This window comes from Bacillus nakamurai (genome assembly GCF_001584325.1).
In the GTDB taxonomy this organism is placed as follows: domain Bacteria; phylum Bacillota; class Bacilli; order Bacillales; family Bacillaceae; genus Bacillus; species Bacillus nakamurai.
In genome coordinates, this window is sequence record NZ_LSAZ01000003.1 from 42980 (window position 1) to 69524 (window position 26545).

Sequence of the window (26545 nt, forward strand, 5' to 3'; positions counted from 1 at the left end):
ATGAATCATCAAGTATTTAGTGAATTAGATCTTACATCACTTTTGTCATTATCTTTTAGTGCATCGATTAATGAACTCCATGACAAATTAAGTGAATTGGGATTTGGAGATATTAGGCCTGTACATGGTTTTATGTTCAAATGTATCACTCCTAATGGAGCAACAGGTATAGAACTAGCCGAATATTTAGGAATTACAAAGCAAGCTGTGAGTAAAATGGTAGATTATCTTGAGAAAAGTGGTTATGTAATGCGCAAAACTCATCCCACTGATAAGAGAGGGAAAATTATTGTTTTGACCGAACAAGGTTGGTTAGTAGTACAAGCGAAAGAGAAAATACTAACTGAGATTGAGCAACGTTGGATTGAAAACATAGGTGCTGAACGAATGCAAATGCTAAAAGAAGATTTATCAAAATTAGTTTTTGAAGAAAATGAGGGTAAACTATCATCGAGGTTAAGACCTGTCTGGTAATTATAAAGGTGGGAACTTTTAATCGTGTTTAAATTCGTACTAACAGTACAGCAATCCTGTAATTATAATTAGCAGCAAGGTTTGTGAAGAATTGTACGGGAGCGTTAGTTCAAGAAAAACAAGCTAAATTGCATTGGTGGTTCTATTTTCGTTGTTCCATTAAAGGGCGCGATTCTTGAATACAGAGGACTCTAGGAGTATCAGAAGGGTTTGCATAAAAGAGAATGCAGTCCGTTTCAATATTGTCTTCAACTATTAAGAAATTTTGTCCGATAATATTATTTCTGCCGCAAATAGATTTGCCTGATGTTCAAGTTTATCTTTCAAGACACTTGAACATTTCTTTTTTAACTCGTCTATGAATTTAATTCCATTTTTTAGTGCTTTCTTAATTAATAAAGCAGTTTCTTCATCAAATTCACCGTTATTCATAAAAAGGAGTGTATCTTCATCCTTTAATTCCAGGATGGCTTCATTAATTGTTTTGTTAAGCAGATTATTGTCATTAGATTCTTTGTTTTGGTTCACTTGTTCTTTTCCTAATAAGTAATCTGTTGTTACATCGTAGACGTCACTGATTTTTTTCAAAGTAGACGTATCGGGGTCTCTGTAAATCTCTTTCATAATTAGATAATGTGTTTTTGGATATTCCGATTTTATTAGCAGCTTGTTGTTGATTCCAACCTAAGTTTTCTCTACATATTTTTAATCTTTGACCTAATGTCATATTGTTTTCACTCCACGAAAAGTTGATTATGAAAAGAATAATACCACTATGAGTTGATTTTTTCATTTTAGTTAACGAAAAGTTGATATATAATATTGACATCAACGTTACGTTGTTTTAAAAGGCTCAAAAAAAGTAGCTCTTTTAGCCACCTATCCAACGGTTCAATCTGGATTATTTCAAGAAACCTTAATGAGAGAAGGTTATGATTTTTTACACCATCCTCATACATTGACTCCTTTCACCTTGAATTTTTTTATAGTGGTGAATTTTTGTCCTTTGCGTGCCTTAAAAAATCCCCTCAAGTATGTAACAGCCACTTCTGAAAAGTGGTTTTTTACACTGTCTACTTAGAGGGGATAATATCAAGATAGCCGATTTTTATGTGTGTCGCTTCTTTCTCTGATAAAGAAAGGAGATTATAGTTGTTAAGATGAATATGCAGATAAACAATCCGATCATGATCCAGAAAAAATTTGGTTTAACTTTAAATGAAAAAGACGATTCGTTGTTCATCATAAATGACAAGCTATTAAACATTATGTCAGAGCTCGTTTTATTTGAAAAAAGATGATAAAGCAAAAGTGCCGCTGATAACATAGGAAATGCCAAGAAACTTGAGAAACTGGCAAATATTAATCCTTGCTTTAAATTATTTACATTCATAATGATTTACCTCCAATTCCTCTGAACATCAACTGTTTTATAATCGATTTGCCGTCACCCAAAAACGGGAGCAAATAAATCATATGTAGAGTATAAGTGGAAAAGAACAGCAAGATGCCTACAGAAAACATATTTTCATGTAGAAAAAAGATTGTAAATAGTACACCGACTACTCCTAATATCCCTGGAACGAGCGGGCCTAAAAGGGTAATCAGCACCATTTTTTTATTGTACGGAGAAATGACTGGTCTTAAAAATTTGACGGACATTATATCAGCCGCTAAATACCCTTTTGGTCCGTGTTTTCCTACAAATTTTCGGTGAACCAATCCATGTATAACTTCATGTAGAGTAGTTCCTGTGATCAACCCAAAATAAATAACAGAAAAGTAAATCGCTATATTGATAATCGAAGCATTTGGGATAGCAATGAATGACACAACAGAAAGCATTAGAAAAAGTAGCCAAAATAAAATAATTTTCCTCGAAATAACATGAAAAAAGTTAATGTATAAAGACAAAAATGAATCCGACTGGTTTGAAAACCTTTCTCTATAATGAATGTGATATTGGGATAAAAATCGATAGAGAAATGCTGAAAAAGACGGATGTTCCCCATATTTCCAATTGATCAAATAGCGGCGGTTTAGTCCAGTCAATAATTCATTTAAATCTTTTAATAATACCGATTCGCTAATATTAAAGATTTCGGAAATGCCCGATACTATATCTTGCTCATCTTTTTTTCCGTCAATTTCTTTCAGCATATGAAAGGCTGTCAAATTTATAGGGAACTTTGTATCAAGGTCATGATCCATAATATGCTTTTTATTAAGCGTAACATTCTCCGGAAAGTAGGGGATTTTTTTGACTGCAAAAAAATATTTAAGCATATTAATAATCATAATAGTACCTCCATTTAAATCCCACGTACAATAGTAAGAATAACAGTATTTCCAGTAAAGAAATAAAAAGAAGCAAGCCTTGCTTCGTTATTTCACTAACAACATAATTTCCTATAAAAAACAACGGAATTAAAATGAGAAACAGCATTCCAAATGAAAAAATTCCCATATAAGGATTGTTTCGATCAAGTGGAAATATGATTCCCGCTAAATAGAACACTGCAATCGAATTAAGAAGGACGACAAGTGTCTTTAAAAAAACAAGTAAGCTTTCGGGAAAAGTCGAGGTTAGTAAAGAGAACAGACAAAGTTGCAAAATCCCTAACGTACATAAACCAAAATATTTCGACCATAAAACGGTTGTCATTTTCAAATGAAGGGCTCTATACACTGGCATCATCCGTTGGTCGTTTCCAAAAGAATTAAATGCAACCATTCCTGTAACACCGCCTAACACAAGGTAACTCTCGCCTGAAAAACTGATTTGAAACCTATATTTTAAAAAGCATAAGACCAAAAGCAAGAAAATAAAGTTTAAAATATTTTCTTCATTTCTGGCTTGTGATTTTATTTCTTTCACCATTAGGGACAATGGTTTTGAATATGGCATTTTGATAAACGAAAACAGTTTAGATGCCTTTTTTTCGGTGAGTATTGGTACAAAGTTCAGAGACAGAAAAGATGCCACTACTGTACCAATAAGGACAAGTATGACAATTAAATAACTGACGTCTGGTTTCTGGCCATTTAGAAAAAGAAATAATGGTGCTGTAAAATAAGTCATATTGTAATCAAAAGTTAAATAGGCATGTTGAATTTTTGTTATATTAAAAAAGGTGATACCGTAAAATGTTGCTAAAACAACAACTGCAAAGATTGAAAAAAATTTTTGTAACGGGAAACCAAATTTCAAAATTATAAAATAGACCAGGTTATAAACAAGGTTTAAAAGGGAAAAGAAAAAAATGATTTGTACAAAAAGTATTACAAAAAAACTGAACACAAACCTGATGCCTACGCCACTTGCAATAAAATTCGGAATAAGCAAAATGAAAATTATAAATAAGACAAGGGATGCAACTGCTCCTGCAAATGGAATATAATAGCCAAGGCTTCTCTGGAAAACGGTAAGAGGGAGCCAGCTTAACTGCATTGAAAAGCTGTGATGTTCCGGTGTCCGTACCTTAAATAAAATAAAGAATACAAATGTAAAAATTGATGTATTCATAAACATTGCTACTACGAACAATCCTAATGAATGAACATCGCCATTTAAAAATAAACTTAGAAATATACCTGTAAAACTGTACCCTATAATTGCCCCCATGCTAATGGCCAAAAGTAAACACAAAATGGCTAACCCTTTTTTTGTACCTGTATTTAACAATTTGTGTATTTCCTTCTGCCACATTTTTAGCATTATCTTAGAAATTTCGAATGATTTGATCAAAATGTGCACCCCTATCACTCAGCATGGAAGCTTTTAAAAACACTTCTTCTAATGAATTGCTATTATATTTGAGCTTCAATTCTTCAACCTTTCCTTCATCTGTTTTGATTCCTTTAGAAAGAATTGCGATTTTATCGCACAATTCTTCAGCAGAAAGCATATCGTGAGTTGAAAGCAGAATCGTCCCTTGAGTTGCTTTATAGCGTTTCATCAATTTTTTTGTATTAATGACTGCTTCAATATCAAGGCCCCGAAAAGGTTCATCCATGATAATGAATTCGCTTTCTAGCATAAAAGCCGAAATCAGCTGTGTCTTTTTTTTCATCCCGTGAGAGTATGTTTCAATTGGCTCATTTAATGCCTCTTCCATATTAAAGAGTTCGATTAATTGTTTCCTTTTTTGTTTTGATGTACAATTATACATTGAAGAAACAAAATCAAAATACTCTGTAGCTGAAAGGGCTTCTGGCAATAGTAGGTCATCAGGAACATAAGCTAGCTTTTGTTTAAACTCAGCCGTTTTGTTCGACAGATTATCCAAAAGAATAGTTCCTTCACTAGGGGCGATGATTCCCAGAATTGAATTAATGATAGAAGTCTTCCCGGAACCGTTCGGGCCAACAATTGAGACAATTTGATTTTTTTCAATTTCTATATCAAACCCACTAACGGCAGTCACATTATTTTTATATTTTTTAGATAGTTGATGAATTGTAAACATAATTGCCTCCAGGGTAATAATAGCTTAATAGGAAGGCTTAACCGCCCTCCACGGGCGGTTAACCCTTCTCTTCATTTAAAAAGAAACAAATGTATTGCTAATTCTTACATTCAATGCCGATATCTATACCATCGTTCCATTTGACGTGCCCTGAGAATGCACCATGTCCGTGAGCTATACACCAAACAGCGGATCCAAGAACAACTGTAGCTCCTAATGCCAATAGTACAGCACTAAATACTAAGAACCAAGCTTGATCTTCGATCATCGGATTGACAGAATAATCAACTTGTGGAGATGCATATGTCATTTTTCCTCCTCCTTTCTATTCAGTAATCAAATTGTACCACACCTAATTTTTTACTGAAATCTATGAATTCTCCTATTTGTTAACATTTCATTTGAACTATAATCTAATAATGAAAATCAAAAATAGGAAATTAGACCTATTTAGAAGAAGGTCTTTTTTACATCCTGTTTCGGTTAATATTTTATGTTATTTAGGATTTTATATTATGAAATCCAAAATTCCTAGATCGAAAGGTATTGATTATAATGTAAAAGTGAATTAACATTATGTTAATCTTAACTAACAATATGCCAAATATACTATACAAATGGAGAGTTGTAGGTGGTCGGATGAATAACAGGGTAAGAGAGCTCAGAGCAAGATTTGGATATTCATAAGAAAATCTTGCAAAAGCAATTGGAGTAACAAGACAAACAGTTGCAGCAATTGAAAAGGGAGATTACATACCGTCGCTCCTATTAGCACTGAAAATTTGTGCGGAGTTTCAACTGAAAATGGAAAGTGTTTTTTGGTTAGAGGAGGATAATCTATGAATATGAAATTGAGAACCCTATTGCACATCCTACTTTTTGGGCTAGCTTGCTGGACTTTTACCAAGCTTTTTGAAACATCTGAACAAATTGTCAGGAGCCTTAAAGAAAATACATCAGAACTGCAAATTGAATTTAATATTATTCCAATTCTTCTGTTTGTGTTTGTTTTGGTGATTTATACTTTTCTTGAAAAAAAGAGAGGCTCTGGTAAGCAAAGCCTTCTTCTCATGCCGGATGAATTTAAAGAACAAGATGAACGGGAGCAGATGATTACTGCTAAAGCATGTAGAACTTCTTATATTGTATTGTATTTTGCTATGCCATGTGCTGCCCTCTTATTTATCTTTTATCCGTTTATTCAAGTTTCAATCCCATATTTTCCGATCGTAATCATCTTCGTACTTATTATAGTACAACATCTGGCCTATATGTTTTCATTTAGAAAGAACAGATAGAGCCAAATAAACCGACGTGAAAAATCTATATACATTACTAATAGGCTTTTGTAAGTGATGATAAGGGGACTAGGGAATAACTTGCCATCAGGGTAAACAGGGCGGGAATTGGAACACGGGGTATACTATGTTTAATAATGATGTATTTATCTTTGTTAATATAAGTTCAGCCGGAAGAACGGGGCATGATTACGATAATAAATTTATCGGAGATGACCTTCAATGGTTTGGTAAGAATAGTCATTCATTACAAAATGCTTCTATTCAGTCTATGTTAAAACCCAAAGGGAATATTTATATTTTTACACGTGAAGATAGTAATAATCCCCTCTTTACTTACCAAGGAAATGCCAGGGTAAAAGAATTTCATGACACTAAGCCAGTCAAAATTATTTGGGAATTTAATGATGAAAAAGAAATCCGACATAATCAAATGGCTGAAGAAATTGATAACCCAACAAGGTATATAGAAGGAGCCACAAAAAAGGTCTCAGTCAATGTCTATGAGAGAAATCCCATGGCGAGGAAAAAGTGTTTAGAGCATTATGGTTTTAGTTGTGTCATTTGTGGGTTTGATTTTGAAAAGGTATTCGGAGAATTGGGTATAGGCTTTATTCACGTACATCATATAATTGAGTTAATCAGATAGGCAAGGAGTACGAAATTGACCCGATCAACGATTTACGTCCAGTTTGTCCAAATTGTCATGCTATGTTGCATAAGAAAAAACCAGCTTTCACGGTTGAGGAGTTAGTAGAAATTATTAACGATAATAGATAAAAGCCAACCATTGTTAAATCGGATTGCTACTCCATTTTTACTCCTGAAAAATTAACAACTTAAATGCATATCATTTGAACATAATGAGAGTTGGTGAAGTAGGAAGTAAGGGAGTTTTTGCTCACCAATTATTAACCATAATTCATACAAACTTATAGAAATGATGTAATGTGGAGTTAGAAAGTGTAATGAAAATAAGCTTTCATAACCAATGATACGGATTTACAATGTTGAGGGCCTAGTGGGTGAATAACCCGTGGAGGTTCAAGTTCACTCGGCCGCATCAATGATACCAAGGGTTTTGAGTACCTTGGTATTTTTTGTGTCTTTCGAAAAAAGATGTTAAAGTCTCCACTAACTTAAAGTAAGTTATCTAATTTATCTGCCATTTCTTTTTGTTTGGATATAAATGTCCGTATACGTTAATCGTTGTTCTCGCTGAAGCATGTCCTAAGCGTTCCTTTATTGTAATGTAATCTCCCCCTTGGTTTATTAAAAGGGAGGCGTGTGAATGTCGAAAATCATGTAGTCTGATTGGTTCTATTTCAGTATCTTTGCAGAAATATATTATTTTTCGGCTGAAAATATCCTTTGATGATGGTTTATCTTTATATTGAGATACATAAGTTTTTGCTGAATGTGGAATCTTTAATGAGTTGAATAACTCTTTTTGATGCTTTTTCCAATGTTCAAGCAAGCCAAATTATTTTTGGTTAATACTTATGCGCCGGATACTATTCCTCGTTTTTAGTTCATTAACAATAAATTCACCCTTTATATATGTAGCTGGTTTTCGAGGCTTTGATTATGCCTTCCCGTCCCGATCTGATCAAAAGCATTCTATTAGTGTACAAAGCAAATTACGTTCTTTGGAAAGCTATTCAAAGCCGATCGATGATTCAAATGAGTTGTTTTTAAACATTGTAGAGGTGTCAACTACCGCAAACTCTGTAACCAGCCAGCAAGTGCTGATAGTCCAAACGAAGATGAAGAAAGAAAAGAACAAATGGTTAGTTGACAATGTTCAGGTAAAAGGAAATGGATAAAAGGTGCTTTGACCAAAGGATTTGATGGGGGTAAATATATTCAGATTGCATTTTATCTGCCAAAAAACTTTTCCCGTGAACTCACATCATTCACTAAAATTAGGGAATAAGTATCAAGATATGTCGATGACAGGTGAAAACGAGCGGCTTAAGAATACACCCCCGGAGTATGGAGAGGTAAAGTGGAAAGAAACTATTAAGAAGTAGACCAAGTTTTCCTACTCCCTTATTTAACTTTCCACATTTATGATGAAATTGATGGGGCACATAAAAACGTATTTGCCAATAAAGGTAAATAAAATTTAAAACCAATTGAAATCTCATGGCTATTACTTAATTAAGGCGATAGAAGAATGAATACAGGAATTCTTTTTAATTACATCGTATACGTACTGACTAATTTGTAACAATAATTATAGGTGATGTAAACTTTATGTGCTAATCATTCGAAAATCGAGAAAAAGTAGGGGAGAAAATGCAGTTTTTAATCAATTTGATGGAACAACATGGATATGTGGTTTTATTTTTTTCTCTTATGTTAGAACTCATTGCTCTTCCTTTGCCGGGAGAATTTATTATGGGTTATGCAGGCCATTTAATATTTCAAGGAAGGTTAGACTGGATTATAAGTATAATCGCTGCGGGTGTGGGAGGCAGTGTTGGAATGACCATCTCTTATTGGATTGGTTATAAATTAGGCCCTACATTTTTTCATAAGTACGGTCACCGGATTCATATGGGGCCAGATAGATTAGATAAAATTTCATTTTGGTTTGAAAAGTTTGGGAATAAACTTTTATTAATTTCATGTTTTATTCCTGGTGTACGCCATATAACTGGCTATTTTTCAGGGGTTACTCAAATTTCTTTTCGATTATATGCAGTTTATGCGTTCATTGGTGCTTTTTTGTGGACAGGGATTTTTATTTCTTTAGGAAATATATTAGGTCCGCAATGGCATCAATTCGACAATACAATTAAGAGATATTTTTTGATCGGAAGTATTATTGTAGCCATCATTTTTGCGATATTCTACGTCTACAGAAATTATAAAAAGCAAATTAAAGAATTTATTTTAGCTTTTTTGGGCAGGGGGGTACAAAGATTTCGTTCTCTTCGACGGCTTAGAATACTAATTGTAGGGATAGTAGTTCTATTTTTAGGGTTTGTCGTAATTATGGGAGGGTTAACTCAAGATTACTTAAATAATGAGTTTAAGCCATTTGATACACTGGTTTTAACATTGATTCCTTTGCTTTTTAATGAGCAGTGGGCACCATGGATGAATACGTTCAGTTTACTTGCATCTCCAAGGGTACTACTTCCACTTATCATTTTAACTTTCTTATGGATTATGTTTAGGGGAAAAGATCGAGTCATAGAAGTATCTTTCTTACTTATCGTTTCTGTTGGTGGGGAAGCTTTTGAGGAAGGAATTCGACGAATATTTTACCAATTGCACCCAGTCCATGCTGAATTAACTAAAAATATTCTGTATCCTTTTCCTAGTGAACAGACATTAACGGCCTTTATTCTTTATGGTTTTTCTGCCTTCCTATTGGTTCGACACTTAAAGATGGCATGGTTACAGACATTCACTTTTATTATTGTTTCTTTGATTCTAGTTTTAGTTGGACTAAGTCGGATATACTTTAAGATACAATATCCGAGCGATGTAGTGTCGGGATATATCTTTGGCGGTGTTTGGCTAAGCTTAAACATTTTAGTAATGGAACTTTTTCGTTTTTCAAAATTACTAAAGAAAAAAACTCGGTTGATAAATTTTTAAATAAACCACAAAAGACCAAAATTACAAATAAATTCATCGTAAGGAAGAATAAACGATAAGAATAAAGCAATAAAGCTTATCATTTGTCCATAATAAAACACAAATCATCACACCTCTTTAAGTTCAAATTCGTTCGGTGCCGGCTTTACCAGCCGGTATTATTATTTTGCTGAAACTAAAACTTACTTTAGGAACGGGCTTTTGTAAACCAAATGAATCACAAGCTGAAGGAAAGAATGAAATTTAAAAGGTGTAAAACATTTTTGAGATCGCTACAACCACAAATTCTGTAACAACTGATCAAGTGTTAATCGTTCAAACGACAATAAAAAAAGAGAACAAATGGTTAGTTGACAATGTTCAGGTAAAAGGAAATAGATAACAGTTGGAAAATGATAAATTGTTTGATTATACCAAATGTTGAAAAAGGGGTAATGTTTATTTTGAAAAAGCTTTTTATTTTCCTTGGTATTTCCGCCATGTTTCGATGACTGCTTGCGGCGGAAATAAATATGATGAAGCGATTAATGGTGTGATAAAACAGGAGAAGAAACTAGGAAAGAAACGAATATAGATTCGGATGAGTACAAGAGAGAGAATTCTGTAATTCGTGTATATAATAGCGGAAAGTATATTCAGCTTGCGTTTTATATGCCAGATGATAATTATAGAAAGCTCACTGCATTTTCATATTATGAAAAGCTTGGCGATTCTTATGAAGAAATGATGTATATGCCGGTCGATGGGGAACAGGATCGCTTAGGGTTGTATAAGAAAACGCCAGATTATAAAATCGTACCTTTTTGTGTTTAAACTTTGTCAATATAACTTCAATCTGCCATAATACAATTAATGTAAATGTTCGTACAATTATGTATTGGAGGAATTTTCTTGCATCAAATACTTTTAGATGAAAATAAAATCCCATACGATCTAGTAACCAAAAAATTAAATGCTTGGTATACCCTGATAAAAAATGATCAGGTTGAACAGGCTGAGCAAATAAGAAAAGAAGTAGAATAAGAATTAATAGATATGGAAGAAAATCAAGATGCTTTGTTGTATTATCAATTGTTAGAATTTAGACATGAGATAATGTTAAGTTATATGGAATCGAAGAAAATTGATGATCTAAATAGTGCATATGAAACAATAAAGGAAATAGAAGAGCAGGGGCAATTGACAGGAATGCTGGAATACTATTATTTGGCAAGACGAAAAATAAAGAACGGAGAGATTATAAATGAAGATCAGCCGAATTCTATTGACAGTAATGGTGTTAAGTAGCATCTTAACATTTACTCACTTTATAGTTGAAGACAGCGCTTCAAATGGTGGTTTCAAAATTGCCGCAGATCGAGTTGGTGCCCATAAAGAGGAAGGGGATATAGCCCCCTTCTTTTTTTGTGTGTATTAGAAATGGTTAAATTCTTTAGAGTACCGATGAAATACACCGATATAACTGTTTCTCTTTATTAAGAAGTTATGTGTTTTAGGCTAAATACCGTTTCCTTTAAATGAAATTCCTTAATGTGGCACATTCCCATAAAAAAAAGCATATGATTATATCATGAAAATTTAAAATTGTGGGGATCAAAAAATGTACTATATACCTTTTTCGCATCAATGTTATTATTATGTGAATGTACCGATGTATAACGATGGAAGATCTGTTTATTGGACTATCCCAAATGACGCGGAGCATGCAAACAGATTTAATTATTTACACTCTTCATACGAACATAGAAACCTTCTCTTGAAAGATTATGGACCCAAACCATTTGTTGTAAATATCAATAAAGCAACAAAACAAAACAATACGTTCCGTACTGCTTTATGGACAGGAAAACATTTGCAAGTTACTTTGATGAGTCTTGGTATTGGAGAAGATATTGGTTTGGAAATTCATCCTAACGTCGATCAATTCTTACGGATTGAGCAAGGCCGAGGGATAATTAAAATGGGCAAGAGTAAAGATAATTTAAATTTCCAAAGAAATGTCTATGATGATTATGCCATTTTTGTACCTGCTGGCACTTGGCACAATCTGATTAATACAGGTAATATGCCGTTAAAACTATACTCAATTTATGCTCCTCCTAATCATCCATTTGGTACGGTTCATGTGACCAAAGCAGATGCAGCGGCTGCGGAAGATGAGCATAGGTATTCTGCAGAAGTTTGAGCACTCTGGAATCCCGCATAGTTTGAAACACGGAGAACTAGGATCTTAGGCAAATGAAAATCAATGTAGGCAGCAGAGGATTGAATTCTTTACAAGAGTGGTGCTGTGCAGCGTATGCCGCAAAGTTCTAAGCAAATGTGCTGTCCTGTGTTAATTGTAAAGTAATTGATTGAACAAAGTCGATTTAAAATATAATCGGCTTGTTTCTTTATTGAAGTTATTTTTAGCAGACTTGGCACCGATGAAAAGTGATTGTATTTACAGTCATTAGAAATTGAAATCGATCTATCAACTCAAAGGAATAAACTTTCACACTTGACTTTATACCCTTTGGGGTATATTATTGTTTCGGATATTCGTCATTATAATGATGTACCCAATTTTTCAGATGATCTTAGTTTAAACATTCCATTTGTGTATCTAAAACGTTTTATTTAGAGATTCAACGTGATAAAATACACATCATACATGATAGGTGAACTAAATCTAGGAGTGCGTTTTCAGCGCAAAGGTATTCATGTGAACAGTTATGAATTGGAAACATGTAAATGTAGAAATAAATTAAAGAAAGGATTTCATCGATATGGAATATGATCAAAAAATTAAAAATCGCTTACGCCGGATAGAGGGGCAAATTAAAGGTGTATTGACTATGATGGAGCAAGGAAAAGACTGTAGAGAAGTTGTGACTCAATTGGCAGCATCACGCAATGCAATCGATAGAGCATTAGGTGTTATTGTTGGCACAAATCTTGAACATTGTGTCCGTGAAAGCTTGGAACAGGGAGAAGACACAGCCAACTTAGTAAAAGAAGCAGTCGACTTATTGGTAAAAAGTCGATAAAAAATTTATCAACCTAAATCTTTAAGGTTGACGAATTTTTTTATATATTATAGTATACCCATACCGGTATATGTATGATGATTGGTATTTAATTTTTTTGACTTCGATATACCCCCGTGGGTAATTTGGTTATTAGGAGGAGAAACATGACAGGACAAACAAAACGCACAACAATTGTTTTATTTAGTGGGGATTATGATAAAGCAATGGCAGCTTATATAATTGCAAATGGTGCAGCTGCCTACGATCATGAAGTGACTATCTTCCACACTTTCTGGGGATTAAATGCTTTGCGTAAAGAAGAGCTGGTTCCAGTGAAAAAAGGACTTCTTGAAAAAATGTTTGGAAAGATGATGCCTCGTGGTGCTGATAAGATGGGTTTATCTAAAATGAACTTTGCAGGTATGGGCCCTAAAATGATTAAAAATGTAATAAAAAAGCATAATGCACTTACATTGCCTCAGTTAATTGAGATGGCTCAAGATCAGGGTGTAAAGCTCGTAGCTTGTACGATGACAATGGATCTTCTTGGTTTACAGGAAAAAGAACTATTAGATGATATCGACTATGCTGGTGTAGCTGCTTATTTAGCAGATGCTGAAGAAGGCAATGTCAACTTATTTATCTAATATATCCATTGCAAATTGAATAAATGAAGGGAGGTTATTCAACAATTTGGATAGTGGCGTAATGATCAATACCTTACTCATTTTATTTATACTTTGGATTGTATTTCGAAGTTTTTTACCAATGCAAGGTGTTAAACAAATAACAACTGCTGATTTAAAGTCAGAGCTGAAAAATAAAGACAAACAGTTTATAGATGTACGAACACCTTATGAGTTTCGTTCAAGGCGTATTAAAGGGTTCAAAAATATTCCCTTGTCAAACTTGCCTCATCAAACTAATCAGCTTTCGAAAGACAAAGAAGTTTTTGTTATCTGTCAAAGTGGAATGAGAAGTTTAAAGGCAAGTAAAGTATTGAATAAAGGTGGCATGAATACATGGCATTAACACCTAGGGAGTAGCTTTTTGTATATTTATATACCCCCACCCCTATTTGGAAAAGGAGGAAAAAATGGTGAAAGCAAATATTGTATTAAACGCTAAAGGCCTGGCATGTCCAATGCCTATTGTAAAAACAAAGAAGAAAATGAAGGATTTAAAAGCTGGTGAGGTATTAGAAATTCAAGCAACAGATAAAGGTTCAACAGCGGATCTGCAAGCATGGGCAAAAAGCACAGGCCATGAATATCTAGGTACTGAAGCAGAGGGAGAAATACTTCATCATTTTCTTCGTAAAGGAGAAGAAAATTTCTCAGATAGCGTACCTGCAATTCTTGAGATTTCATTAGAAGCTTTCAAACAGAAAGTAGAAAGCGACGAGCCTCTTAACATTTTAGATGTCCGAGAGGTAGAGGAGTATGAAGAAGCTCATATTCCGGGTGTGGTCCACATCCCTCTTGGTGAAGTAGAAAAGCGCTCTAATGAGTTAAACAAAGATGATGAAATTTATATTATTTGCCATTCGGGAAGAAGAAGTGAAATGGCAGCCCAAACCATGAAAAAACAAGGTTTTAAAAGGTTAATTAATGTTGTCCCTGGTATGCGTGATTGGACAGGCAAAATAGAATAAATAAGGAAAGGATGATGAACAAATGAGTACAAGAGTAGCAATTATTGCGGCAAATGGTGGACTATTTGATGCCTATAAAGTTTTTAATATTGCAACTGCCGCAGCAGCAAGTGATCAAGAAGTATCTATCTTTTTTACATTCGAGGGATTAAATCTGATCCATAAGCAAGCACATCAACATTTAGAAATGCCGAAAGGAAAAGAACACTTTGCGGAAGGATTTAAGAAAGCAAATGTGCCCTCTATTCCTGAGTTAATTGAAATGGCACAAGAAATGGGCGTTAAATTTATTGGGTGTCAAATGACGATGGACGTTATGGGTTTAACAAAAGATGATTTTGTAGAAGGAATTGAAGTAGGCGGGGCTGTTACCTTTTTAGATTTTGCTAAAGATGCTGATGTATCCTTAACATTTTAGTCCTGCTTAAAAAGATTTTGATATAGGAGGCATTTAAACATGACCGTACAGGCACTTACCGCAAAAGAAGTGACACAAAAAATCTTTAACAAAGAACCTTTATTTATTCTGGATGTACGTAATGAAAATGATTTTAGCGATTGGAAGATTGAAGGGCATTATTTTGGCCATTTAAATGTTCCTTATTTCGATCTTTTAGATGGCGTAGAAGATATCTTGGGGGAAATTCCGTCTGATAAAGAGGTTCTAGTCGTATGCGCAAAAGAAGGTTCATCCGTAATGGTATCCGAGATGCTTTCAGAAGCAGGTCTTTCTGTATCCTATCTTAAAGGTGGGATGAAAGCATGGAGTGAACATTTAGAGCCGGTAAAAGTCGGGGATTTAAAAGATGGTGGTGAGATGTATCAGTTTGTTCGAATCGGGAAAGGTTGCCTATCATACATGATATTATCCAATGGGGAAGCAGCAATAATAGATGCTACACGTATGGCGGATGTCTTTATAGATTTTTCTAAGAAGAAGGGTGCAACGATTACTCACGTATTTGATACACATCTTCACGCAGACCATATTTCAGGCGGCAGAGTAATTGCCGAAAAAACAAACGCAACCTACTGGTTACCGCCGAAAGATGCTGAAGAAGTGGTATTCGATTATCAGCCGTTGGAAGAAGGAAATGATATTATCATTGGAAATACAACGATTAGAATTCAACCGCTTTATTCTCCTGGACATACCATTGGCTCTACTTCTTTCATTATCGATGATCAGTATCTCCTTTCAGGTGATATCTTATTTATCGACTCAATCGGCAGACCGGATTTAGCCGGTATGGCAGAAGATTGGGTAGGAGATTTACGAGAAACCCTTTATGACCGTTACAAAGCACTATCAAAGGATTTAATTGTATTACCGGCACACTTCATGATCATTGATGAGTTAAATGAGGATGGAAGTGTTGGTAAAAAACTAAATACATTATTTTCTGAGAATCATGGTTTGAACATTGAAGATGAAACAGAATTTAGACACCTAGTGACAGATAATTTACCGCCGCAACCCAATGCATATCAAGAGATTCGCGAAACAAATATGGGGAAAATCAACCTAGATGACGAAAAACAGCGTGAAATGGAGATTGGGCCAAACCGTTGTGCAATTCGGTAACACAAGATGATATTACCAAACAGAGGAGAGATGAAAATGAAGTCAGATAAAGTATTAGACGCAAAAGGACTAGCATGCCCAATGCCAATCATCAGAACAAAGAAAGCTATGAATGAACTAGAATCAGGTCAAATATTAGAAGTGCATGCAACAGATAAGGGAGCTAAAAATGATCTGGCTGCTTGGTCTCAATCAGGCGGGCATGACCTTTTAGAGCAAATTGAAGAAGGTGATGTACTGAAATTCTGGATTAAAAAAGGCTAATTAATGTGAAAGGGTATCGAATAAAAAGATACCCTTTTCCTTTGAAAAGGAGGAAACCCAAATGGATATTGCCTTTATTATAACTCTTTTCATCATAGGATTTATTGGTTCCTTTATTTCCGGAATGATTGGTATTGGTGGATCTGTTATTAATTACCCAATGTTATTGTACGTTCCTTCATTACTGGGAGTGATGTCTTTAACTGCCCATGAAGTTTCAGGGATAGGAGCTATTCAAGTTTTCTTTGCGACACTTGGCGGTGTTTGGGCTTATCGTAAGAGTGGTTTTTTAAATAAAGCATTAATCATTTACATGGGAAGCAGTATCCTTATAGGGAGTATATTGGGGAGTTACTTTTCTTATCTCATATCTGAAAAAGGAATTAACTTTATATACGGAATTCTGGCCATTATAGCTGTTATTTTAATGTTTATACCTAAAAAAGGACAAGAACATAGGGAAGGCGAAGAAGTGATATTTAATAAATGGTTAGCTTCGTCCTTAGCCTTTATCATTGGTGGAGTATCAGGTATTTTAGGAGCCGGCGGAGCCTTTATCCTAGTTCCCATTATGTTATCGATTTTAAATATTCCTGTAAGAATCACCGTCGCTTCATCTCTTGCGATTACATTTCTTTCATCTATTGGGGCAACAGTTGGAAAAGTAATCACAGGTCAAGTGCTTTTTGTACCAGCTCTGGTTCTTATTATCGCTAGTTTAATTGCTTCTCCTATTGGCGCAAAAGTTGGACAAAAGGTAAATACAAAATTCCTGCAATGGATATTAGCTCTATTAATATCAGCTACAGCTATTAAAATCTGGTTAGGATTCCTTTAAAATAATTTAGACATGGTTAAACAGAAAGACCGACAGGTTCCATCAACCGTTGGTTTTCTTTTTTATATTATGATACTTGATTTCTTTCAATAAACGTTTCAAGTGCTGGATGAAATTCTTTTTGATAATGATGATTAGGGCAAGCTTTGATTATAGTACCACGAAAAGCATTTGATTTAGTGGTGTCCAATGTTTTTTTTGCATTTAGGACAGCGTTCAGAAAATAAAAAGTTCCATAACTTCATTATTGATCACCTCTTTTTAAAACCTATTGGTTTAATAGGGATTATAGGTGATTAAAATTTGTGTGTCAATAAAAATTAGTTAGTTGGTTTTTAGATAAACAGTGCCCATTTTGTGCCCAAAATGAATATAAAATGGTGTAAATGAGTGTAATGAATAGCTTCAAATGCTTGAATGACGGGCTTTTGTATGAGGGCCTAGTGGGTGAATAACCCGTGGAGGTTCAAGTCCTCTCGGCCGCATCAATGATACCAAGGGTTGTAGACCCTTGGTATTTTTTTATGTCCTCTTTTCTGTTTGAAGCTTACTCCTTTTTACTCACTCGTTAAAATAATTCACCCAACTTATCAGCGTCTCTTTTCGAACTTTTAAAAAGGGGGGAATCCTTTTTTAAAATACCAAGATAATAATGAGAAAACTTAAAAGAGCCCGCAGGTCCCCTGAAAACATTAGTAAAATAATTCACTTAATAAAATCTGCGTCTTCTTCCATCGAATTCAAACCGTCTTCTTCTTTCGAATGCAAAAGGGAAAAATTCTCTTCTTCTAAAGCCGTCACGAAAAAATCGGTCTCTTCCACGGAATCCAAAAAAAGGCATTTGGTTTTCCTCCTTTCAAGGTTATAAGTTATTAGACGCGATTTGCTCCACAGGCGTTCAAAAACCTACAATGATTAGTAGAACAAATATTACAATGACTAAGGCAAACCTGAGTCCTTATCCATCATTCATATCATCATTTGTGAAAAGTTAATTAGATCTTGTTAACACTCTATTCATCATAACTCTTCAGATCACCGCACCAATAATAAATAGAATGAACAAGACAACGATTAATGCAAAGCTACTGCGACCACCATACTCATCGAATCCGTAGAGTCACCTCCTGTTTGGAGTAATTAATCACAGAATATTTTATGTGTAGATAAACAAAATAGATTGGGCGAACTCTTTAGTTATTATAAAATTCCACGTTATAGCAATATGGCTGAACGTGACACCAGTCACATGTGCATAGCTACACAATTATTACGAGGATTATTTATAAGCCCCAAACAGTGCCCATTTTGTGTCCAAAATAAATCAAAAATAATGAAAAAGAGTGTAAATGAAGAGTTATATGCTGTAAACATAGGGTTTTATAACAGATAATAAGCTTTCACTTTATTGAGGGCCTAGTGGGTGAATAACCCGTGGAGGTTCAAGTCTCTCGGCCGCATCAAGGATACCAAGGGTTGCAGACCCTTGGTATTTTTTTATGTGCTCAGATAACCGGAACAAAGAAATGTTAAATGGCAAACCAAAATGAAATCGAGGTATTTATGCAGTAGTTGAAATAACGGGAAAACCTATCTAATCAACTAATAGAGATAATAATTATTATGAAGAAATTGACCATTTCAACTACCAAGAACCAGTTAGATACAAAATTGTCTAATTGTGATGAATTTGATATTCTGTTAGATAAAGGTTACCATACCATAATTGGTGAAAAAGGAGGAAGTTGATTTCACTATCTAAAGCACTTGTGGTATATGGATTTAAAAATGTAAAAAAGGTATGTGTAATCTCAATGAAGAATGCCCTACATTATATTTAAGCTGAAAATCCACTATTTTTCGGTATTTAATGTGGTTATTTACTAATCTGTATATGTTATGTCTTAACGCACAAATTGGCGATAAATATTACTTATAACTATGATTTTCCTGCATATTCTTTCACTGATTAACATAAAATGGGTACAAAAATTGAAAAAAGGAAGGATACCCGTTTTTAGATACATTTATAAAAAAGGAGTCATAAACTTGTTGAAAAGATTCTTTCTGGTTTTACTTACACTGATTATGTCTATAGTTGTTATACTAGCGGCTGCTAAAGATTCCCCTGGAGATAATGTCATTTCATTTGATGAGCCTCGTATCTTAATGATATCAATTGGGATAGTTGTATTTTTATTCATCCCTCCATTAGCCATGTGCTTTTTTGGTAACTCAGTTGTAAGAATAATATCTGGAGTATACCAATGTTTTATAGTTTTAACTTTTCTGGGGCTAATTCCAATTGGATTTCTTATTCCCAATGGATTTTTGACAATTCTTGTTTCTATTGCAGGAACTTTAGTCAGTATAACTAGTGTTGTAGTAACCTTATTAATTGATAGGAATAAAGAAGTTAAATAATAACTTTTATTGAACTACCCCTGTCCAGTTGACAGAGAATTGATAAAACAAGGTTAGAAGGTTTTATCCCTATTTCGAGGAAAGAGGCCTTCCATTGATCAGTGACACCAACATGATCGCTGACAAAATGCTTTGCTGTTGTTTGTTCCTTTGCCAGAGTACTCACTGTCATCCAGATCAGCAACAGCCTTAAATTCTCGGCCGCATCAAGGATACCAAGGGTTCTTTAGAACCCTGGTATTTTTTCATTGGCACATATTGAAAAAGAAATAACCTTAAGGTTCCGTTTTAGAGGATTGGCAGGCAGCGTAATAATAAGGAATACACAGCAAAAAGAAGCACTTTTCTGGTTGAATACCGTTTAATTAACGTTGAGAATTTTTCTTCCAAAATAGGGGGGATATTTTCTTGATCGAGGGAATTTCAAATGATTATACCGTATGAGTCATTGTATCCCCAAAACCTCATGTAAAAGAAAATTTAGCTTCCGTTATCCACTCTCGTTAATCCCTTTACTTAATATGGTGTAACTTAAAGTTCATGCTCCGTTCATATTTTATTTCTATACTTTTAGACAGCGGTATTAATGGCTTTAACTAAGAGATACGGAAGAGACCGTTACTAACATTCGTAACTGGTCTCTTTTTTTGAAAAAATGGCGCTCCTTAATTTACCATTCATACATTTCAAAGCTTTGTTTTACTCATTGTCCTTTGGAGTATATGATGAAGTTATTATCGAAAACAAGTGCCGCGAAAGCTTTTCAGTTATAACTTTTTATTATATAAATAATTAGTGGAAAATTTCTCGCAAGATAGGAGTCTTCAAATGATTAATATTCTCATTGCGGATGATGATAAACATATCCTCGAATTACTCAGACATTACCTTCAAGTCGAAGGCTATGGCGTTTTTGGAGCTTTCGACGGTGAAGAAGCTTCTTCTATTCTTACAAAAAAGCAAGTTCATTTAGCTGTGGTCGACGTAATGATGCCTAATAAGGATGGACTTCAACTATGTGAAGAAATAAGAAAATATTACGATGTTCCTGTTATTCTGCTGACTGCAAAAGACCAGCTTATAGATAAGGAAAAAGGGTTTTCTGCCGGGACGGATGATTATTTGACTAAACCTTTTGAGCCGAAAGAATTAATGTTTCGCATAAAAGCATTATTGCGCCGATATCAAATGGTGAGTTCCGAAGTAATCCGTCTGAATGAGACTGTAATAGACCGGAAAAGTTATGAAGTGCATTGTAACAATAAATTGTTGATGCTGCCGATGAAAGAATTTGAACTATTGTCCCAGCTTGCAAGCTACCCAGACAGAATTTTTACACGGGAAGAATTAATTCAGTTGATTTGGGGAGCGGACTTTGATGGGGATGATCGAACAGTAGATGTTCATATTAAACGGCTGCGCAGCCGTTTTTCCATTACTGATGATTTTAATATTAGAACAATCCGTGGTATTGGCTACAAATTGGAGGTGGCAAAGAAGTGAGGACTCTCTATTTAAAAATCGTTATCACCACCATCATTGTAATAATTTCAAGTAGTGTAGTTGCTTTTTTAATATCAAATGCATATTATCAATACAATCTTAAATCTTACAATGACAAAAAATTAACCCGTATGACTGAAAATGTTAAGACATTTTATGAAAGTAACCAAAATGTTAACCTAAATTCTTATTTGAGGAATATCGGTGATTTAGGTTATCAGATCTATTTAGTTGATGATCAAGGACATGGCTCTTTTTTTGGCGGACCATTTAGAAAAAGAGATTTAGATTCTAAAGTGATTCAATCCGTTTTAGATGGCAATGTTTATCATGGTGTTTCGCAATTTTCTTCAAAAGCCTTTATTACAGGATTTTTTGATAACGTACTTGTCAATACCATTGGCGTTCCAATAAAAGATCACGGACATCATTACGCACTTTTTCTTCGGCCCAATACGGAGCTTCAATTTGGGGAATTACGGGTCTTTTTTGCGTTAATTCTTCTTCTCAGCATATTTATAACCATTCTTTTCGTTTTGGTCAGCACTCGTTACATTGTTAAACCGATTATTAAATTAACTGAAGCTACAAAACAAATAGCCAAAGGAAAATATAATATCCAATTAAATTTAAAACGTCGTGATGAAATCGGTAAATTGGCTAATCATTTTTCGCAAATGGCAAAAAGTTTAGAGCAGCTGGAAGCTATGCGCCAAGAATTTGTTTCAAATGTTTCACACGAAATTCAATCACCGCTTGCTTCCATAAAAGGTTTTTCACAAACATTGCAATCTGAGAGTTTATCTGAAGACCAACGCCAACATTATTTGTCCATTATCAAAGATGAAAGTCAGCGCGTTTCACAATTAAGTAAGCAATTACTAACCCTTGCTTCCTTAGACAAAGAGGAAGAAATATTAAATAAAAGCACCTTTGATGTTGGTGCTCAAATTAAACAAGTGTTATTTATGGTCGAATGGAGTTGGCGTAAGAAAGACCTAGCCATTGATATGGAGCTTCCTTCTGTTTTCATTTATGCAGATGAGCAATTACTCCATCAAGTTTGGACTAATCTTCTCACTAATAGTATTAAATTTACTGAAAATGGAGGTTCAATCTCCATAAAGCTTAAGAAAAAAGATAATGAATGTCATATCGAGATCAAGGATACAGGTATAGGTATTTCAAAAAATGATCTGCCTTATATATTTAATCGGTTTTATAAAGCAGATAAGGCAAGAATTCGCAGAGAAGCCAGCAGTGGTTTGGGACTTGCTATTGTTAAAAAAATTATTGAACTGCATAATGGGCGAATTCAGGTAGAAAGCCAATTAGGCAATGGAACAACTTTTTATATCCATTTACCTAAAATGTAATGTAATTTCCCGTTCACATTCCGTTCATATTCCCAATCTATATTTCAATTAAGGCAAAAATAAAAGCCGTTAAGTGTTAAATTTATAGAATGGGGGAATAAATGGTGTTTCTCGCTTTAAGAGAACTTAAACATGCTAAGTTGCGATATTTTCTAGTTGGGTTAATTATGGTGCTTATAGCTTGGCTTGTCCTTTTTGTTTCGGGACTTGCAAAAGGATTATCTTCTGATAATGCTTCTTCAATTCAGAAAATGAATGTAGACTACCTTGTAATTCAGAAAGAAGCAGATAATCGGTTGAACCGTTCAATATTGTCTCTGAATAAACTGAAGGACGTTCAAAAAAATACCAACAAACAATCGACTGCACCTTTAGGAATCCAGATGACCACAATTACTAAAAAAGGGTCTTCTAACAAGATTGATGCAACATTTTTCGCCTTGAATATGAAAGGATTTTTAGCTCCTGACGTTGTTGAAGGCCGTCCGATTGATAATACGGCAACAAATGAGGCTGTTGCAGATCGTTCGTTAAAAGAGGATGGATTAAAATTGGGGGATAATGTAAAAGATCAATTCTCTGGTGAAACATTCAAAATTACAGGTTTTACAAAAGGAGAATCCTTCAGCCATGCCCCTGTTATTCATATCAATTTTAAAGAGTGGGAACACATTCATAAACTGTCTTCGGATAAACAAATGGTTTTTAATACGATTGCTTTGAAAACAAGCCAAGAAAAAGCAGAGCAGATTGAAAAGAGTATAAAAGGGGTTAATGTAATTGATAAAAGCCAGGCTCTTAAAGGTATTCCTGGTTACTCGGAGGAGCAAGGTTCGCTTATCATGATGATTGTTTTTCTCTTTATAATTGCAGCTTTTGTGTTAGCTGTATTCTTTTATGTGATTACCATACAGAAAATAAATCAATTTGGTGTATTAAAGGCCATCGGGGCTTCGACTGGTTATTTAGCTCGCAATATTGTTTTTCAAGTATTATTGTTAACGTTTATAAGTCTCCTGATCAGTATTGCACTAACATATGGTATAGCATTTATTTTACCAAACAGCATGCCATTTGATCTTACACCGCAATTGGTTCTAGGATCTTCAGGTCTGTTCCTAGTTGTTTCAGTGATTGGATCATTACTATCTCTATACAGAGTTGCAAAAATTGATGCTATTGAAGCTATTGGGAGTGCTGCATAATGACTAATAAACTGATTCTTAATAATGTTGATAAAGTATTCGGCGATGGCGATTCATCTGTAAAAGTTCTTAATAAAGTGTCCTTAGAAGTGAAAGCCGGAGAATTTGTTGCTGTTGTTGGGCCATCTGGATCTGGTAAAAGTACGTTCCTCTCGATTGCGGGGGCATTGCTCTCTCCAACAAACGGTCGTATTATTATCGATGGAAAAGATATTAGTAAGTTATCTGAAAAAAAGATGAATCGTATCAGATTAGAAAAAATCGGGTTCGTATTTCAATCATCTAATTTAATACCTTATTTAACTGTTCATGACCAATTACTTCTCATTCCAAAATTAGCCAGAAATTTTAATAAAAAAGCAAAACAAAGAGCCGTTGATCTTCTTGAACGACTTGACTTGGGACATCGTAGTAATAGTTATCCGCAAAGTTTATCAGGAGGAGAACGTCAACGTGTTGCGATCGCCCGAGCCTGGATGAATGACCCAGAGATTATTCTTGCGGATGAACCAACAGCGAGTCTTGATTCAGAACGTGGTCGTTCAGTTGTAAAAATGTTAGCTGATGAAGTGAAATTGAGAGAAAAGTCGGCTATAATGGTTACCCATGATAAACGAATGTTGGATTTATGCGACCGTACTGTGTTTATCGAAGATGGCAAGCTTTCAGAACTAACATAAGACTATAGTAAAGATAACCAAATCTTTTTATCTTAAAAGGGTTTGGTTTTATTTTTAGGCCCCTTGGTATTATTTGTTTTTCATATTATGATTTGAACTGTCCGTTTACCTAAAGGAAAGTCAGCTATCTTCGCCGGTATCCCTTTTTTAGCCAAAAAGAATCCCCTTCAAGTGACAGTCTAAACACCACGAGCAACGTGGGCTTTTTAAACTGTCCGCTTAAAGGGGAAAATACTAAGTTTCGATGGAGTAAAAGCCACTGCAATGTTCTGCATGAATATTAAAGTTTTCTGAATTTCTTTAATGCCCGTGTGTTTAGTAGGTATAAAAGAAGTGCATACACGATTAACCCGAAAAGGTAAGGCCAGATTTGAAGGAAACCATCACCGTAAACCATGACACCCTTAATGGCAGCTACTCCATAATAAACCGGCATAATGTAACACAGGTTGCCAAGATGATATGGAATCAGGTCTAATGGAATCAATCCCGAAAAGAACACTTGCGGAATAAGGGTAAACGGTATCATCTGTACGACTTGCAGCTCTGAACTGGCAAATACAGAAATCATAGCACCAAATGAAACGGCTGTAACGGCTAATAAAACCATTGCGGCCAAAATCCAGCCCATATTTCCAACTGAACTTAATTTCAGCACATAAAAGGAATAGAGAACAATGAGAATGGCTTGAATAATCGCAAACACACCGTATCCTATCGTATAACCAAGAATGACCTCTCCACGTTTAATCGGTGTCATCAATAACCTTTCCAATGTGCCGCCGCTGCGTTCTCTTACAAGTGCCATCCCGGAAATGATAAACACGAGAAAGAATGAGAATAGACCAAGGAACACATATCCGAGGGAATCGAATGTTGACTCATCTTGCGTGCCATAAACATAGGACATTTTCATTTTGGCTGTAGGATTTAAAGAAGCCATCGCCTTTTGGATCTCAGATACAGCCTTTGAACCTTTAGACGAAGGCTCATACATTGTAATATTCATACCCGAGCTTTTTGAAATGGTAAAAATCGCATCCACATCTTGATGGTCCTTCAAATATTGTTTCGCATGCTGTGCGTCATTGCTTGAGATGTCTGCAATATCCAAATTTTGTGCTTTCAAAGCTGTTACAAGAGGTGCCGGGATTGTATTTTTATTCATTCCAACAGTCGGCACATAATTTGAATCACCGAGCAAGAAATAAACCAAGGTCAAAACCAATAACGGTGCCACTAAAATCATCATGACGCTTCGTTTGTCATTTATCGTTTGGCGGATGACGCGATTGGCTAAAGTCATCATCGTACAGCACCGCCTTCTAATTCTTTTGAAGCAATGAAGAATAGTTCTTCGACCCGGCCGCTTTCAGTTTTGTTAAGCAAATTTTTCACGGTATCATATTGAATCAAGGAACCGTTATAAATGAGTGCCGCTTTATCGCACTCCGTCACTTCATCCATAACATGTGTGGAAACAATAATTGTCGTCCCGGATTTTTTAATCGCCTGAAATTGCTCCCAAATTGTCCGACGTAACACAGGATCGATCCCTACTGTCGGTTCATCTAAGAATAATACTTCGGGATGATGTAAAATGGCAGCCGCAAGCGAAAGGCGCTTTTTCATCCCGCCTGAAAAGTTCTTCACCAATTTCTTTCGATGCTCTTTTAAATCAACTAAAGCAAGCACTTCATCAATACGTTTTCCGATTTACTTTTTTCTAAATGATAAAGTCCTGCAAAAAAACGCAAATTGGCTTCTGCAGATAGATCGTCATACAAAGCATCGTTTTGCGGCATAAATCCTATTTTTTTTAACATATTTAAATTGGGCATTTTCACGTCAGCAAAATGAATGGTTCCATTATCCGCAGCAATTGCTCCAATCATCAAACGAATCAACGTGGTTTTCCCCGAACCTGAAGGCCCAAGCAAACAACATATTTCACCAGACGGAATCGTGAACGTAATATCTTTAATGACTTGCTTCTTTTCAAAACTTTTACTGACATTTGAGACTTGAACATCCATGTTTATTTTCCCTCCGCTACATGATTATAATCATCACAAGTTTATTAGAACCCGTTTCCTTAGTGGGAAAACGGTTTTATTAGCTGTTCTTTATCAGGCTTGTGTTTTTTGTT

Annotated in this window: 23 protein-coding genes and 13 pseudogenes; 24 read left to right on the forward strand and 12 right to left on the reverse strand. The window is 34.9% G+C overall.

The genetic code is table 11. From position 1 onward, the window contains the following. Entirely contained in the window at positions 1–474 is a 474-nt protein-coding gene (locus AXI59_RS01930; RefSeq protein ID WP_061527234.1) for a MarR family winged helix-turn-helix transcriptional regulator, read from the forward strand. Positions 475–735: 261 nt separating this feature from the next. Here the strand turns inward: AXI59_RS01930 and AXI59_RS20225 are convergent. Then, a pseudogene (locus tag AXI59_RS20225) lies at positions 736–813 on the reverse strand (peptidase); the annotation flags it as partial. 232 nt (positions 814–1045) lie between these two features. Continuing rightward, positions 1046–1303 (reverse strand): helix-turn-helix domain-containing protein, encoded by a 258-nt coding sequence (locus AXI59_RS20685; RefSeq protein WP_338022770.1) that lies wholly within the window; start codon positions 1301–1303, stop codon positions 1046–1048. Positions 1304–1321: 18 nt separating this feature from the next. On the opposite strand from AXI59_RS20685, the pseudogene AXI59_RS20690 reads away from it, so the two are divergent. Continuing rightward, a pseudogene (locus tag AXI59_RS20690) lies at positions 1322–1420 on the forward strand (amino-acid racemase); the annotation flags it as partial. Between the two features lie 443 nt (positions 1421–1863). On the opposite strand, the gene AXI59_RS01940 reads toward AXI59_RS20690, so the two are convergent. From AXI59_RS01940 to AXI59_RS01955, 4 genes are all read right to left on the reverse strand, one after another. Beyond that, positions 1864–2772, reverse strand: a complete 909-nt coding sequence (locus AXI59_RS01940) for a PqqD family protein (protein WP_061521521.1) — start codon at positions 2770–2772, stop codon at positions 1864–1866. Continuing rightward, positions 2762–4231, reverse strand: coding sequence for a hypothetical protein (locus AXI59_RS01945; protein WP_082791700.1), 1470 nt, complete (start codon positions 4229–4231; stop codon positions 2762–2764). The genes AXI59_RS01940 and AXI59_RS01945 overlap by 11 nt, the downstream gene beginning before the upstream one ends. Beyond that, positions 4197–4943, reverse strand: coding sequence for an ABC transporter ATP-binding protein (locus AXI59_RS01950; protein WP_061521520.1), 747 nt, complete (start codon positions 4941–4943; stop codon positions 4197–4199). Before AXI59_RS01950 ends, AXI59_RS01945 begins: the two co-directional genes overlap by 35 nt. 97 nt (positions 4944–5040) lie before the next feature. After that, positions 5041–5253 (reverse strand): hypothetical protein, encoded by a 213-nt coding sequence (locus AXI59_RS01955; RefSeq protein WP_061521519.1) that lies wholly within the window; start codon positions 5251–5253, stop codon positions 5041–5043. A 329-nt stretch (positions 5254–5582) separates the two neighbouring features. Between AXI59_RS01955 and AXI59_RS19030 the strand changes: the two are divergent. The 3 genes and pseudogenes from AXI59_RS19030 (at position 5583) to AXI59_RS20230 (ending at position 6890) form a co-directional block, all read left to right on the forward strand. Continuing rightward, positions 5583–5786: pseudogene (locus tag AXI59_RS19030) on the forward strand (helix-turn-helix transcriptional regulator). Continuing rightward, on the forward strand, positions 5783–6241 hold the full coding sequence (locus AXI59_RS01960; RefSeq protein ID WP_061527235.1) for a hypothetical protein: 459 nt from the start codon (positions 5783–5785) through the stop codon (positions 6239–6241). The pseudogene AXI59_RS19030 and the gene AXI59_RS01960 overlap by 4 nt, the downstream one beginning before the upstream one ends. A gap of 127 nt (positions 6242–6368) precedes the next feature. Next, positions 6369–6890, forward strand: a complete 522-nt coding sequence (locus AXI59_RS20230; protein WP_240491473.1) for an HNH endonuclease — start codon at positions 6369–6371, stop codon at positions 6888–6890. Positions 6891–7380: 490 nt separating this feature from the next. On the opposite strand, the pseudogene AXI59_RS19040 reads toward AXI59_RS20230, so the two are convergent. Then, positions 7381–7781 (reverse strand): annotated as a pseudogene (locus AXI59_RS19040) (tyrosine-type recombinase/integrase); the annotation flags it as partial. Positions 7782–7815: 34 nt separating this feature from the next. Here AXI59_RS19040 and AXI59_RS20235 point away from each other — a divergent pair. The 14 genes and pseudogenes from AXI59_RS20235 to AXI59_RS02025 form a co-directional block, all read left to right on the forward strand. Next, positions 7816–8067, forward strand: a pseudogene (locus AXI59_RS20235) (hypothetical protein); the annotation flags it as partial. Positions 8068–8542: 475 nt separating this feature from the next. After that, the gene (locus tag AXI59_RS01975) at positions 8543–9856 is read left to right on the forward strand and encodes a bifunctional DedA family/phosphatase PAP2 family protein (protein WP_061527236.1); all 1314 of its coding nucleotides are present in this window, start codon (positions 8543–8545) and stop codon (positions 9854–9856) included. Between the two features lie 256 nt (positions 9857–10112). Then, a pseudogene (locus tag AXI59_RS20240) lies at positions 10113–10238 on the forward strand (hypothetical protein); the annotation flags it as partial. Between the two features lie 61 nt (positions 10239–10299). Then, positions 10300–10669 (forward strand): annotated as a pseudogene (locus AXI59_RS19045) (cystatin-like fold lipoprotein). Between the two features lie 45 nt (positions 10670–10714). After that, positions 10715–11062: pseudogene (locus tag AXI59_RS19050) on the forward strand (response regulator aspartate phosphatase); the annotation flags it as partial. A 394-nt stretch (positions 11063–11456) separates the two neighbouring features. Beyond that, entirely contained in the window at positions 11457–12041 is a 585-nt protein-coding gene (locus AXI59_RS01985) for a cupin domain-containing protein (RefSeq protein WP_061527237.1), read from the forward strand. A gap of 583 nt (positions 12042–12624) precedes the next feature. After that, positions 12625–12885: a metal-sensitive transcriptional regulator gene (locus AXI59_RS01990; RefSeq protein ID WP_061521515.1), complete on the forward strand. Its 261-nt coding sequence runs from the start codon at positions 12625–12627 to the stop codon at positions 12883–12885. A 146-nt stretch (positions 12886–13031) separates the two neighbouring features. Beyond that, positions 13032–13514, forward strand: a complete 483-nt coding sequence (locus AXI59_RS01995; RefSeq protein WP_061527238.1) for a DsrE/DsrF/DrsH-like family protein — start codon at positions 13032–13034, stop codon at positions 13512–13514. Positions 13515–13560: 46 nt separating this feature from the next. After that, the gene (locus AXI59_RS02000) at positions 13561–13899 is read left to right on the forward strand and encodes a rhodanese-like domain-containing protein (protein WP_082791701.1); all 339 of its coding nucleotides are present in this window, start codon (positions 13561–13563) and stop codon (positions 13897–13899) included. Between the two features lie 64 nt (positions 13900–13963). Further along, positions 13964–14521, forward strand: coding sequence for a sulfurtransferase TusA family protein (locus AXI59_RS02005; RefSeq protein WP_061521512.1), 558 nt, complete (start codon positions 13964–13966; stop codon positions 14519–14521). 22 nt (positions 14522–14543) lie between these two features. Then, on the forward strand, positions 14544–14939 hold the full coding sequence (locus AXI59_RS02010) for a DsrE/DsrF/DrsH-like family protein (protein WP_061527239.1): 396 nt from the start codon (positions 14544–14546) through the stop codon (positions 14937–14939). Positions 14940–14974: 35 nt separating this feature from the next. Then, positions 14975–16106: pseudogene (locus AXI59_RS02015) on the forward strand (MBL fold metallo-hydrolase); the annotation flags it as partial. A 36-nt stretch (positions 16107–16142) separates the two neighbouring features. Further along, entirely contained in the window at positions 16143–16370 is a 228-nt protein-coding gene (locus AXI59_RS02020; RefSeq protein WP_061527241.1) for a sulfurtransferase TusA family protein, read from the forward strand. Positions 16371–16431: 61 nt separating this feature from the next. Continuing rightward, positions 16432–17208 carry a sulfite exporter TauE/SafE family protein gene (locus AXI59_RS02025; protein WP_061521509.1) on the forward strand — a complete coding sequence of 259 codons (777 nt, stop codon included), beginning with the start codon at positions 16432–16434 and terminating at the stop codon, positions 17206–17208. Positions 17209–18106: 898 nt separating this feature from the next. Here AXI59_RS02025 and AXI59_RS20780 read toward each other — a convergent pair. Beyond that, a pseudogene (locus AXI59_RS20780) lies at positions 18107–18157 on the reverse strand (hypothetical protein); the annotation flags it as partial. An 81-nt stretch (positions 18158–18238) separates the two neighbouring features. After that, positions 18239–18307 (reverse strand): annotated as a pseudogene (locus tag AXI59_RS19640) (YjcZ family sporulation protein); the annotation flags it as partial. A gap of 950 nt (positions 18308–19257) precedes the next feature. Between AXI59_RS19640 and AXI59_RS02030 the strand changes: the two are divergent. Further along, positions 19258–19632, forward strand: a complete 375-nt coding sequence (locus AXI59_RS02030) for a hypothetical protein (protein ID WP_061527242.1) — start codon at positions 19258–19260, stop codon at positions 19630–19632. Positions 19633–19723: 91 nt separating this feature from the next. On the opposite strand, the pseudogene AXI59_RS20785 reads toward AXI59_RS02030, so the two are convergent. Then, positions 19724–19832 (reverse strand): annotated as a pseudogene (locus tag AXI59_RS20785) (hypothetical protein); the annotation flags it as partial. Between the two features lie 628 nt (positions 19833–20460). Between AXI59_RS20785 and AXI59_RS02035 the strand changes: the two are divergent. The 4 genes from AXI59_RS02035 to AXI59_RS02050 all read left to right on the forward strand — a co-directional run bounded on the left by AXI59_RS02035 (position 20461) and on the right by AXI59_RS02050 (position 24396). Beyond that, positions 20461–21135: a response regulator transcription factor gene (locus AXI59_RS02035; protein WP_061521507.1), complete on the forward strand. Its 675-nt coding sequence runs from the start codon at positions 20461–20463 to the stop codon at positions 21133–21135. Beyond that, complete coding sequence (locus AXI59_RS02040) at positions 21132–22511, forward strand: sensor histidine kinase (protein WP_061521506.1); 1380 nt, start codon at positions 21132–21134, stop codon at positions 22509–22511. The genes AXI59_RS02035 and AXI59_RS02040 overlap by 4 nt, the downstream gene beginning before the upstream one ends. A gap of 104 nt (positions 22512–22615) precedes the next feature. After that, positions 22616–23716, forward strand: coding sequence for an ABC transporter permease (locus AXI59_RS02045; protein ID WP_061521528.1), 1101 nt, complete (start codon positions 22616–22618; stop codon positions 23714–23716). After that, positions 23716–24396: an ABC transporter ATP-binding protein gene (locus tag AXI59_RS02050; protein WP_061521505.1), complete on the forward strand. Its 681-nt coding sequence runs from the start codon at positions 23716–23718 to the stop codon at positions 24394–24396. Before AXI59_RS02045 ends, AXI59_RS02050 begins: the two co-directional genes overlap by 1 nt. Before the next feature lie 280 nt (positions 24397–24676). Here AXI59_RS02050 and AXI59_RS02055 read toward each other — a convergent pair whose 3' ends face one another. Together AXI59_RS02055 and AXI59_RS02060 are read right to left on the reverse strand one after the other, a co-directional pair. Then, complete coding sequence (locus AXI59_RS02055; RefSeq protein WP_061521504.1) at positions 24677–25705, reverse strand: ABC transporter permease; 1029 nt, start codon at positions 25703–25705, stop codon at positions 24677–24679. Further along, a pseudogene (locus AXI59_RS02060) lies at positions 25702–26432 on the reverse strand (ABC transporter ATP-binding protein). The gene AXI59_RS02055 and the pseudogene AXI59_RS02060 overlap by 4 nt, the downstream one beginning before the upstream one ends. Positions 26433–26545: the final 113 nt, after the last annotated feature.